The organism is Kitasatospora sp. MY 5-36 (assembly GCF_001182915.1).
GTDB lineage: Bacteria > Actinomycetota > Actinomycetes > Streptomycetales > Streptomycetaceae > Kitasatospora.
In genome coordinates, this window is sequence record NZ_LFVW01000385.1 from 1 (window position 1) to 11,400 (window position 11,400).

The following is an 11,400-nucleotide window of genomic DNA, read 5'->3' on the forward strand; positions in this document are numbered from 1 at the left end:
CAGCCCGGGCGCCAGCTCGGCGTCCACCGCCACCCCGGCGCGGCCGAGCTGGCGCAGCAGGTCGTCCAGCCCGGCGAGGGTGGGCCCGGCGGGTCCGGCGGCCTCCGGGTCCTCCTCGCGCAACAGCCCCAGGACGGCGTCGAGTTCGGCGACGGCCGCCCGGGCGGTCTCCTCGATCGCCGCGAGCGCTTCGGCGGCGAAGTCCGGGTTGCTGCGCAGCACCCGGGCGGCGGCCGAGGCCTGGATGCCGACGGCGCTGAGCGCGTGGCCGACCGAGTCGTGCAGCTCGCGGGCCAGCCGGTTGCGCTGGGCGAGCACGGTGGCCCGGCGCTCGGCGGCGGCCACCCGCTCCTCCGGGGTCGGGCCGAGCAGGGCGGGCGCCCAGCGGGCGAGCAGCGCGCCGCAGACGGCGTTGGTGCCGACGATCAGCAGCAGAACGCCGAGGCCGAGGGCCGGGCCGGTGACCAGCCAGCCGGGGAAGTGCCGCTCCCACATCCGGACGAACTCCCTGGTCCCCGCGAAGCCGCAGACCAGCACCACCGCGAACGGGGTGCCCGCCAGCGTCATCCCGGCGACCACCCCGCCGAACAGGACGTGCAGCACGTACCAGAGCGCGGTGCGCCACCGGGCGCCCCAGGAGCGGGCCGGTCCGGTGGCCAGTTCCTCCGGCCGGGCCGCCGAGCACAGTGCCCGCGCCGCCGCGCCCTCCAGTCCCCGCACCATCGGCACCAGCGCGGTGACGGCGGCCATCGGCAGCGAGGTGAGCAACGACAGGACGTAGAGCAGCAGTTGGCGTCCGGGCGGCTGGTTCGGGTTGAGCGCCCCGTACAGCACCACCGACAGCATCCAGTACGGCATCAGCAGCGCGCCGCCCAGCACCAGGTGCACCCAGCGCAGCCGGGCCCGCCGGCCGACCGACGCCCCCGCCGCACGCCGTAGGCGGACGCCCACCTCTCCCGTACGCCGCAGCCGCATGCCCACCCCCGTGATCACCCGCGCGACTCTACGGCAGCGGCGCGCCGGAGGGTGCCGCGTTCGGTGAGCGCGACCGCCCCGACCGCCAGGACCAGCACCGCGGCCACCACCTGGGCGCCCTGGACCAGGGGGGTCAGCCCGGGGACGGCCGTCCGCAGCTCGGTCACCCGGGTCGTCGTCGCCCCGAAGGCCACCAACTGCCAGGCGCCCCAGCCGAACAGCGAACCGGCCGCCGTCCAGACCACCAGCAGCGGCCCGAGCAGCCGGCGCCCCGGACGGAACCGGAAGACCAGGACCAGCAGCGCCGCCGCCGCGGCCACCGCCATCACCGCGGTCACCCCGTTCATCACCGCCACGCCCCGGGACCGGCCGTCCACCAGGTCCTGCGGCACTCCGGCGGTGCCGCCCAGCGCCCAGTAGACCCGGGCCGCCGCGACACCCGCGGCGAGCAGCGCGGCAACGCAGGCGAGGACGCGCTGCACGGTCAGGGTGGGGGAGTCCGGCAGGTCGCCGATCCGCTCCCGCAGCAGCCCGGCCCAGCGCCGGCGGGCGTACAGCACGAAGGCGGTGATCAGCGCGAGGCCCTGGACGGCGAAGCCGCCGTACACCACGGGGAAGACCCAGCCGCCGAGGCCCTTGTCGTCCGGGTCGGCGCTCTCCGGCCCCAGGACCAGGAGGCTCAGCAGGTACAGCGGCAGCGCGACCAGGATCGTGCCGAGCAGACCGGTCGCCACCCACATCGGGAACGCCACCAGCCCGGCCGGCGCCCGCCGCCCCCACGGCCGGACGAACGCCAGCGCCAGGGCCACGGCGATCGCGTCCATGCCGAAGGTCAGCAGGTTCACCAGCCACAGCCGGTCCATCTCGCCGGGATCGCCCGCCCCCACCGGATGCCCGGTCAGCCACAGCAGCTTCAGCGTCAGGTACGGCCCGGTCGCCGCCACCGCCGTCCACGCCGCCCCGGCCCGCACCATGTGCTCGTTGATCCTCATGCCCCCACGGTCCCGCCGGGCCGGGCGCCGGGGCCTCCGCCCGGGGCGCGATCCCGCTCCCCCTGGCGGGGGATCTCGGCGGGCGGGGGCTCCTCCGGGGGTTCCTCCGGCGGGTCCTCTCCGGGCGGCGGGCTCCGGCCTCAGGCCATCCGGTGGATCACCCGGTCCTCCTCGTCGGTGCGGCCGTCCGGGTCGGCGACCAGCCCGAGCCGCTCGGCGAGCCGGCGCGAGGGCAGGTTGTCCGCATGGATCAGGGCGACCACCGGGACGCCGAGGTGGCGCGGCAGCGCCTCCGCCATCGCCGCCCGGGCCGCCTCCGCCGCGTACCCGAGGCCCCAGGCGGACGGCCGGAACCGGTAGTAGAGGTTGAACACCCGCTCCCCGTCCAGGGTGTGCAGGTAGAGCCCGGCGAACCCGATCACCGTCCCCGGGTCCTCCCGGGTGGCGACGGCGCAGTACCCCACCCCGTCCCGCACCCAGTCGGCGACGAACCCGTCCAGCATCTCCCGCGCCTGGACGAGCTCCCGCTGCGGCCCGTGCGGGTTGTACCGGTTGGTCTCCGGATCCCCGTGGATCGCGAACACCGCCCCCACGTCCCCCTCCCGCGGCCGCGTCAGCACCAGCCGCTCGGAGACGGCGACGACGGTGCGGGCGGTCGGGTCGGTACGGTCGGTGGTGGTGGTGGTGCTCATGGTGCCCCCGTGTCTCACGTAATAGGTCCATCGCAAGATAGACCATTACCCCGACACCCGCCCGCCCATTTTTCGCCCGCTACAGGATCGGCTCACACCCGATCGCCTGGCCGCCGGCCGTGAGGAACTGCTTCCAGGCCTCGTCGGAGGTGGAGAACAGGTGCCCCAGGTGCCTGATCGTGCCGATCCGGAAGTAGACGGGGCGACCGTGGCAGGTCACCACGATCTCGTCCCGGGGGAGGGACCCCACCCAGCGGGCACGGCCGAACGCCGGCCTGGTGTCCCGCTCGGTGGCCTCCGGCCGGAGCCGGGACTCGGTGGCGATGACGAGGGAAGAGGTGCTCCCGTGCGCATCCTCAGGCGTGATCTCGCAGGTCCACAGGGGATCGGATCCCACGGTCACGGCCTCCCTGTAGCGCTTGTCGGGCGAGCGCTGGACGGAGACCCCCGGCAGGCCGCAGACCGCCTCGCCGTCGAGCTCCCGCTCGGTGGCGGCCGGGGCCAGCTCGTGCAGGACGGGCAGCGGCGCCTTGCCGCAACCGCGCTGGTCCGCGATGCGGTCGGCCGCCGACACGGCGAGCCGGGCGAGCTTCAGCGGGTCGGGATCCTTCCCGGAGTACGCGGTGACCCTGGCCCAGAGCCCGTTGGGGCAGCCCTCGGGGAGCAGTGCCCACGCCTCGTCGCCACGGACGGCGCCGACCGCGCCACCGTTCGCCGAGGCGGCGAACGTCCGGGCGCCGGGAGGGATCGGGAGGTGGAACACATCCTTGCTCTCGCCGAGGGACACCCGGATGTTCCGGTCGTCGCCGAACATCCCGCCGGCCACCTGCACGGTGCAGACCGCCGTGCCGCGGCTGACGTTCCCCTCGTACGGCTCCGCGCTGACCTTGCCCGACCCGAGCACTTCGTTCACCGCCCGTGAGCTCACCACCTCGTCGCACACGCTGTCCGGCCCGAACCTGTTGGTCATGTCGTCCGCCAGCAGCGCCCACCCGGCGCCCCCCAGCCCGGCCACCAGCCCGACCGCCGCCACTGCCATGACCCCGGCCCGCACCCGCAGCCCCCGGGTGGTGAACCCCCGCCGGTCGAGCGCCGCGTCCATCCGCCCGACCGGGCCGTTGGCGGAGCCGTTCTTGTTTTCCATGGTGTGTCGTTCCCCGGTTGCTGCTCGGTCGGTCGGATTCAGGCGTGCTCCTGCGGGCGGCCGGTCGTCAACCGGCCGCCCGCAGGAGGGGAGGCGTCACAGGATCGGCTCACAGCCGATCGCCTTGCCGCCGGCGGTGAGGAACTGGCGCACCAGGTCGTCCTGGTCAGGGAAGAGGTAGCGCTTCTCAAGCTGAGAGGAGTACCCGCCGGTGACGGTGAAGAAGACGTCCTTGCCCTGACAGCTCGTGACGAGCGTTCCGCCGGCCACCCACTGGGCCCGACCCAGATCGGAGGCCGTACCGTTCTTCCGACCCAGGGCGGTTGTCTGTGGCTCGGTGGTGATCGCGAACTGCTGCACCCGGCTATCGCGTCGCGGGTCCCCGCCGATCGTGCAGGACCAGATCGGGGCGGTGGCGGTGGTGACCTGCTGTGGCATGCGCCACCGGGCCTCGGGGTTCTTCGCGGGTGCGAACCCTGGCAGGCCGCAGAGGTTGGCCCAGTCCGGGTCCGAATCGATGCCCTTCTCCGACAGGCTCGCCGGTGCCGGGGGTACCCCGTTGCCGCATCCGCGCGCCTTGGCCACGTCGTTGGCGAGGGCTACGGCCAGCCGGGCCCTGGTCTCGTCCTGGCCGGTCTCACTGGTGCGGACCTCGGCTCGAACGCCCTTCTCGCACCCCTCGGGGAGTACGGCCCATGCGACGTCCGGCGTCACCGAACCGGCAGAGTCACCGGAGAACAGCCGGGCGTCCGAGGAGGCCAACGCGCCCGGACCGTCATCGGTGTTGTGGGTGATGGTGAACTGCGCGACCGCCGTGGAGGTCTGGAACAGGCCGGAAGTGACCCTGGCGGTGCAAGTGTTCCCGGTGTAGTTCTCCGTGGCGGAGTAGCGACCCTTGCTCTCACTGATCCGCCCCGACCCCAACAGGTGGTGCACCTGGTCCGCGGTGACCGCTCCGTCGCACACACTGTCCGGCCCGCCGAGGTTCGTCAGCCGGTACAGCCCGAACCCCACCGCCCCTACCGGAACGAGGGAGAACGCCAGGAGTACGACCGCCAGCCGCACCCGCAGCCCCCGCGTGGTGAACCCCCGCCGGTCGAGCGCCGCATCGACGCGCCGGGCGAGGCCCGTGGCGGAGCCGTCGGGCTTGTCGTCGTCCTTCGTTTCCACGATGTGCTGTCCCCTGTGTGTTGCTCGGTCGGCCGGAATCACGCGTGCCTCCGTGGGCGGCCGGTCGCGAACCGGCCGCCCGCGGGAGGTGTCAGAGGATCGGCTCGCAGTTGATCGCCTTGGCACCGGCGGTGAGGAACTGTTCCCAGGTCGTCTTGCCGATGAGGTCCCGGAAACCGTCCACTTCGAACCGGAAGCGGGTGGGCCGTCCCTGGCATGTCGCCATGACTTCGTGTTGCCCGACCCAGTGGGCTCGGCCGAAGGCCGGGCCGGGGTCGAGGGTCCACGGCTGGACGAGGCGCGGATCGGTGCCGATGGAGAAGGTGATCGCGGACCTGAGGTCCGCGTCCGAGTGGATCCTGCAGGCCCACAGCGGATCGGTCGCGTTGGTCACGGTCTCCTGATAGACGGGGCCACCGGGAGTGTCGGGCATCGTCAGCCCCGGCAGGCCGCAGACGGCGTCGCGGTTGAGGGGGCGGTCCGCACCCGCCGGGGTGAGCTCGCGCGGTGCGGGGAGCGGCGCCCCGCCGCAACCCTGTTGTGCCGCGACGCGGTTGGCCACCGCGGTGGCGAGCCCGGCGAGCTTCCGGGCGTCGGAGGACCGGGACTTGACGGTGGCCCGCTGCCCGTTGGCGCAGTCCTTCGGGAGCAGCGCGAAGCCGTACGACGACTTGTGCACGGCGCCGGCCGCGCCTCCGTTCGCCGAGGCGGCGAACAGCTGCGACTCCGCGTCGTACTTGAACCTGGCGAGGTCTCCGGCCTTGGGGAGCTCGATGACGGCGAACCGGTCGTTGCCGAAGATCCCGTTGCTCACCATCGCCGCACAGGACGCGCCGGGGGTGTCCAGCTTCCCGTCGCCGTACATCGTGGCGCTGACCTTGCCCCACCCGAGCGCGTCGTTCACTTCGTCCGCGCTCACCGCGCCGTCGCACACGACGTCCGGCCCGAAGGCGTTCGTCAGGTTGTCCGTCAGCAGGAGCGACCCGCCGCCCAGCGCGGCCAGCACCACCGTCACCACGATCCCGCGCCAGGGTCGTTGCAGCCGGTAGCGTGGCTCGTCGGGGTTGTCGGAGTTCTCTTCGTGGTTGGTCTTCTTGGTCTTCACAGCGCTCACCCCTTGCCGAACGCGCCTCGGTAGGCCTTGTCGATCCCGGTTTGGTAGGCCTTCCCCACGTCGAGTACCAGCTGCTCCGTCACAGTGCCCGTGCGGTCAGCGGCCTCGGGGTCGATGCCGTACTGGCTCGCCTTGTCCACGATCATGGCGTCCAACTGCTGTTGCCCCCCTGAGTACCGGGTGCTCACACTGGTCGTGGTGGCGGTGTCGATCTCGGCCTTGGCGTTCTCGGCGTACTTGGCAGTCCCGACATCAACGAGGCGCTGCGCCATGTCGCCCAGCGGCACCACTTGGGAGACTCCCGGTAGAAGAAGCCCCGGGACCACGTTCGCGGGCGTTCCGATCGCGTGGTACGCCATCCTCTGCTGCCAGTCGATGCCCGCCTTCTTCGCGTCCGCGTGGTCGACGGTCGCGTTGACGAACGCCGCGTCGAGCGAACCGAGGACCTTGGAGGACTCCTGTGTGAAGGCGGACAGGACGTGGTTCGGGCGGCCCGTCTTGTCGGGCTCGAAGGCCTCGGGCCCGTACGTGTCGAGGCGGCGGGCGATCTCCCTGGTCTCTGCCTGGTGGATGATCCGGAACGTGTCCGTGTCCTCCAGGGCGCCGCGGACCACTCGCAGCAGTTGCTCCGGCTTGGCGGTCAGCCCGTTCGGCTGGGACGGGTTCTGCAGATCCTTGCCGAGGATCTCGTGCATGTCCGGGGCGTAGTCGGCGAGCATCCTGGCCATCGGCTTGCGGAGGACCTCGGGTACCGGGAGGCTGTCGCCGGGCGTGGTGCCGCCGACGGTCTTGAGCGTCTCGTCCATGATCCGCGCGCTGACCTTGTCGTGCGGGGCGGGGTACCGGGAAGCGTCGTGGCTGGTCGTGGCGTTCTCCAGCATCTCGGCGAACATCTCGTGCGAGGTGTCGCGCAGGACGTCTCCGGGGAGCTTGCGCTCCTGGCCCTCGTCGAGCCAGCCGCGGTCCTTGAGCAGGTGGACGAGGTTCTTGTTCTGGCTCGGGTCGAGGAATTCCTGGGCAGTCTCCCGGTCGCCCCTCATCAACCTCAGCAGCGGGGCGAGGGGGTCGCCCTTCGTGGGGTCTTCGGTGAATGCCGGGCCCCACAGATCCACGCCCTTGGCCTTGCTGGAGGCCTCGTAGTCGAGCAGGTCGGTGCCGACCCTGCGGACGAAGGCCTGGTTGAAGGTCCCCTTCGTCTCCATGAGCGCGGTGAGCGCCGGGTAGTTGTCGTTCAGCCCGCCGGCCGGACCGCCCTGGCGGCGGGCAGCCTGGAAGAGGCCGTCCTCCCAGGCCTTGCCCATGCCGGCGTCCCGGGTGCCGGTGGCGAGGACGACGGCGAGGTTGCCGTAAACGTCCTGGTAGCCCTTGGCGTTGTGGCTGCCGTGGGCCAGTCCGTCGAGGACCTTGGTGTAGTCCAGGAAAGCCTCCGGGCCGGTCTTCCCGCCGATCTGGAGGCCGTTGAGCAGGGTGGTCGCGAATTCCCTGTTCTCCGCGTTCGCGGTCAGGAGGGCCTGCAGCTGCCGGAGTTCGTCGTCGGAGAGGTCGTACGCCTTGGCCATCAGGTCCCGCGCCCGGTTGGCGTCGGGGACCGGGCCGGTGCCGCCAGGGGCGGGGTTGAAGGCGGTGTCGCTGGTGCCGATGTCGCTCTGGAGGTGGAGGGCGGCCCGCTGGTCGGCGGCGGTGGCCTTCTCGACGGCCTTGCCCAGGCGGTCCGCGACGGCTTTGGCCTTGGCGGCCATGTCCCGTGCCAGTACCTCGCCGTCCGTGTCGTTGCGTGCCTCCTTCGGCATGCTCCAGCTGACCATGCCGTCCGCGGAGACGGTCAGATCCTGGGTCTGCGCGTCGTGGAGTGCTGTGTCGAGGTCACGGCGGGCGGCGGCGAAGTCCTCGGCGGCGGTCTTCATGACCGCGGCGAGGGCGGTGGCGACGGCCGAGGCCTGTTTGAAGTCGCCGTCCATGTCCTGGAGCTTCCTGGTCGCGCTGTCGGCGGCATCGCCCTTCCAGCCGGCCCGCTGTGCGGCGGTGGTGAGGTCCTTGGCGACCCGGCCGTCCAGGGCGGTGAGGGCTTTGGCGACGCCGGCCCAGGCCTCGGCCGCGTCGCTGACCCCGGAGAAGTCGGCTTCGTGCAGTTCCTTGAAGGACACCATCTGTCTTTCCCCCTTCTGGTGTCTACCGGGTGGCGCGCAGGTCGGCGGCGGTCGTGATCTCGTTGGAGTGGTAGTTCTGCCGGGTCTGCTCAAGGCCGTCGGCGGCGTTGGTGAGCTTGTCGTGCAGGACCTTGCACTCCTTCAGCCACCGCTCCGTGGCGCCGGTGAGTGCGCCGCTGAAGGCGAAGCCGCGGATCTTCGTCGACGCGGTGCTCGCGTACTCGGTGAGGCTGTGTGCGCCGGGGCCGGCCTTGCCGTTGGCGCTGTCGAGGTCGGTGGCGATCTGTCGGGCCATCCCGGCCGAGGCGCTGAGTTCGTACGGGGTGTCCAGTTGGGTGGTGACCTTGCCGGGGTGGATGAAGGGAAGGGCCGGCACGGTGCCGCCGTTGGACGAGGGCGGCGCGGGGTCGGCGTAGGGGGAGTCCTTGGCCGAGGCGAGCTCCAGGCTCGGCACCGGGTCCTTGGCCGGTGCGACCGGTCCGGTGACGAAGTTCGGGTTGCCCATGCGCGCGGAATCCTCCCCAATCGGCAAAGCGGCCGCTCCCCTGCGGCATGACGACCGTACAGGGAGCCTCCGTCAGTGCACCGACCCACCCTCCGTGATTCCGTGGGCGCGGGGAGTGTCCGGGTTCACCGGGCGTGGGTCGAGGGGGAATTGGCGGCTCGGCGCGGGGGTGGAGGTCTTGTTACCGGCGGGTCGCTTGCCTATCATCCCGAGTGTGACAGCTTTACTGTCAAACCCGTCGGGAAGGGTTCAGCAGCCAGTGGGTGACGCGAGCAGGGCGCCGGAGGCCGGGGGGCCGTTGGCGGGTGTGCGGGGGGTGGAGCTCGCCGGGATCGGGCCGGGGCCGTTCGCGGCGATGCTGCTGGGGGACCTCGGGGCGGACGTGGTGCGGGTGGACCGGCCGGAGCCGTCGCCGCTCGGTACGGACCCGGCGTACGACCTCAGCAACCGCAACAAGCGTTCGGTGCTGATCGACCTGAAGTCCCCGGAGGGCCCCGGGCGGGTGCTGGACCTGGTCGAGCGGGCGGACCTGCTGATCGAGGGCTACCGGCCGGGCGTCGCGGAGCGGCTCGGGGTCGGTCCCGAGGCGTGCTTGGCGCGCAACCCGGCGCTGGTGTACGGGCGGATGACCGGCTGGGGGCAGCACGGCCCGCGGGCGGCGACGGCCGGGCACGACCTCGGGTACGCGGCGGTCGCCGGGGTGCTCGGGATGGTGGCGGCGCCGGGCGGGGTCGAGGAGGCCCCCGGCATCCCGGCCAACCTGCTGGGCGACTACGCGGGCGGCTCGCTCTACCTGGTCGTCGGCCTGCTCGCCGGACTGCACCACGCCCGCGCCACCGGCGCCGGGCAGGTGGTCGACGCCGCGATCGTGGACGGCGCGGCGCACCTCGGCTCCATGCTGTGGGGGCTGCTGGCGGCCGGCCACTGGCAGGACCGCCGGGGCGTCAACCTGCTGGACGGCGGCGCGCCGTTCTACGCGGTGTACCGGGCGGCCGACGGCGGCCACCTGGCCGTCGGCGCGCTGGAGCCGCGCTTCTACGCGGAGTTCGCCCGGCTGCTGGAGCTGGGCCCGGACGCGCCCGGCCAGTACGACCCGGCCCGCTGGCCCGAACTGCGCGCCCTGATCGCCGCCCGCTTCGCCACCCGGGCCAGGGCCGAGTGGGAGGCCGTCTTCGCGGGCTCCGACGCCTGCGTGGAGCCTGTCCTGACGATGCGTCAGGCATCGGCGGACGCCCACCTGTCGGCGCGCGGGACGTACGTCGAGGTGGACGGCATCGCCCAGCCGGCCCCCGCCCCGCGGTTCTCCGCCACCCCGGGCGCCCTGCGCCGCCCGCCGGCCCGGCCGGGCGCGGACACCGCCGAGGTGGCCCGGGACTGGGGCGTCCCCGCCCTCGACCCTGACACACCGGCCCCAGGGACCGGCGGTACCTTCCCCGACTCCACGGCAGAGCAAGGAGAGTAGCGTTGCAGCGCGAGATCTTCACCGAGCAGCACGACGACTTCCGGGCCACCGTGCGGGCCTTCCTGGCCAAGGAGGTGCTGCCGCACTACGACCGCTGGGAGAAGGCCGGCATCGTCGACCGCTCCGCCTGGCTCGCGGCCGGCCGCCAGGGCCTGCTCGGCCTGGCCGTCCCCGAGGAGTACGGCGGTGGCGGCACCCCCGACTTCCGCTACGCCGCCGTACTGGCCGAGGAGTTCGCCCGGGCCGGCGCGTCCGGACTGGCGATCGGCCTGCACAACGACATCATCGGCCCGTACCTCACCTCGCTCGCCACCGAGGAGCAGAAGCGACGCTGGCTGCCCGGCTTCTGCTCGGGCGAGCTGATCACCGCGATCGCGATGACCGAGCCCGGCACCGGCTCCGACCTCCAGGGCATCCGCACCCAGGCGGTCGACCAGGGGGACCACTTCCTGCTCAACGGCGCCAAGACCTTCATCTCCAACGGCATCCTCGCCGACCTGGTGATCGTGGTCGCCCGCACCACCCCCGAGGGCGGCGCGCACGGGCTGAGCCTGCTGGCCGTCGAGCGCGGCACGCCCGGTTTCGAGCGCGGCCGCAACCTCGACAAGATCGGCCAGAAGGCCCAGGACACCGCCGAGTTGTTCTTCGAGGACGTCCGGGTGCCGAAGGAGAACCTGATCGGCGAGCTCAACGGCGGCTTCGTCCACCTGATGCAGAACCTCGCCCAGGAGCGGCTCACCATCGCCGCCGCGGCGATCGCCGGCGCCGAGTACCTGGTCGAGATCACCACCGACTACGTCAAGCAGCGCGAGGCCTTCGGCCGTCCGCTCGCCAGGCTCCAGCACGTCCGCTTCGAGATCGCCGAGCTGGCCACCGAGTGCGCCGTCACCCGCGCCTTCGTGGACCGCTGCATCACCGAGCACAACCGCTGGGCGCTCACCCCGGCGGACGCCTCGATGGCCAAGTGGTGGGCCACCGAACTGCAGAAGCGCACCGCCGACCGCTGCCTCCAACTGCACGGCGGCTACGGCTACATGAGCGAGTTCCCGGTCGCCCGGGCGTTCACCGACGGCCGCATCCAGACCATCTACGGCGGTACCACCGAGATCATGAAGGAGATCGTCGGCCGCTCCATCCTCGGCTGAGCGCCTCCGTCCTTCCGAGCCCCCAGAGTCCCCGCCCCGAACAAGCCCCCCGCC

General features: G+C 72.5%; 10 protein-coding genes. 2 read left to right on the forward strand and 8 right to left on the reverse strand.

Annotation, left to right across the window (positions count from 1 at the left end; translation table 11 throughout):
• The 8 genes from AE652_RS23415 to AE652_RS23450 form a co-directional block, all read right to left on the reverse strand.
• Positions 1-993 (reverse strand): histidine kinase (locus tag AE652_RS23415; RefSeq protein ID WP_159028535.1); only part of this gene is annotated, 993 nt, incomplete at its 3' end.
• Positions 990-1,967 (reverse strand): hypothetical protein, encoded by a 978-nt coding sequence (locus AE652_RS23420; RefSeq protein ID WP_049654661.1) that lies wholly within the window; start codon positions 1,965-1,967, stop codon positions 990-992. The genes AE652_RS23420 and AE652_RS23415, both read right to left, overlap by 4 nt.
• A 140-nt stretch (positions 1,968-2,107) precedes the next feature.
• Complete coding sequence (locus AE652_RS23425; RefSeq protein ID WP_049654662.1) at positions 2,108-2,659, reverse strand: GNAT family N-acetyltransferase; 552 nt, start codon at positions 2,657-2,659, stop codon at positions 2,108-2,110.
• A 79-nt stretch (positions 2,660-2,738) separates the two neighbouring features.
• A complete protein-coding gene (locus tag AE652_RS23430; protein WP_049654664.1) occupies positions 2,739-3,803 on the reverse strand; it encodes a hypothetical protein in 1,065 nt (354 codons plus the stop codon).
• Positions 3,804-3,899: 96 nt separating this feature from the next.
• Complete coding sequence (locus AE652_RS23435) at positions 3,900-5,015, reverse strand: hypothetical protein (protein WP_049654665.1); 1,116 nt, start codon at positions 5,013-5,015, stop codon at positions 3,900-3,902.
• Positions 5,016-5,064: 49 nt separating this feature from the next.
• A complete protein-coding gene (locus AE652_RS23440) occupies positions 5,065-6,078 on the reverse strand; it encodes a hypothetical protein (protein WP_049654667.1) in 1,014 nt (337 codons plus the stop codon).
• Positions 6,079-6,083: 5 nt separating this feature from the next.
• Entirely contained in the window at positions 6,084-8,234 is a 2,151-nt protein-coding gene (locus AE652_RS23445) for a hypothetical protein (RefSeq protein WP_049654669.1), read from the reverse strand.
• Positions 8,235-8,256: 22 nt separating this feature from the next.
• Complete coding sequence (locus AE652_RS23450; protein WP_049654670.1) at positions 8,257-8,739, reverse strand: hypothetical protein; 483 nt, start codon at positions 8,737-8,739, stop codon at positions 8,257-8,259.
• 259 nt (positions 8,740-8,998) lie between these two features.
• On the opposite strand from AE652_RS23450, the gene AE652_RS23455 reads away from it, so the two are divergent.
• On the forward strand, positions 8,999-10,201 hold the full coding sequence (locus AE652_RS23455; RefSeq protein WP_304414271.1) for a CaiB/BaiF CoA-transferase family protein: 1,203 nt from the start codon (positions 8,999-9,001) through the stop codon (positions 10,199-10,201).
• Between the two features lie 2 nt (positions 10,202-10,203).
• Positions 10,204-11,346 (forward strand): acyl-CoA dehydrogenase family protein, encoded by a 1,143-nt coding sequence (locus tag AE652_RS23460; RefSeq protein WP_049654671.1) that lies wholly within the window; start codon positions 10,204-10,206, stop codon positions 11,344-11,346.
• Positions 11,347-11,400: the final 54 nt, after the last annotated feature.

Coding starts and splice junctions, on each gene's coding strand:
- AE652_RS23425 (WP_049654662.1), bottom strand. CDS start 2,659: ATGAGCACCACCACCACCACCGACCGTACCGACCCGACCGCCCGCACC.
- AE652_RS23450 (WP_049654670.1), bottom strand. CDS start 8,739: ATGGGCAACCCGAACTTCGTCACCGGACCGGTCGCACCGGCCAAGGAC.
- AE652_RS23430 (WP_049654664.1), bottom strand. CDS start 3,803: ATGGAAAACAAGAACGGCTCCGCCAACGGCCCGGTCGGGCGGATGGAC.
- AE652_RS23420 (WP_049654661.1), bottom strand. CDS start 1,967: ATGAGGATCAACGAGCACATGGTGCGGGCCGGGGCGGCGTGGACGGCG.
- AE652_RS23445 (WP_049654669.1), bottom strand. CDS start 8,234: ATGGTGTCCTTCAAGGAACTGCACGAAGCCGACTTCTCCGGGGTCAGC.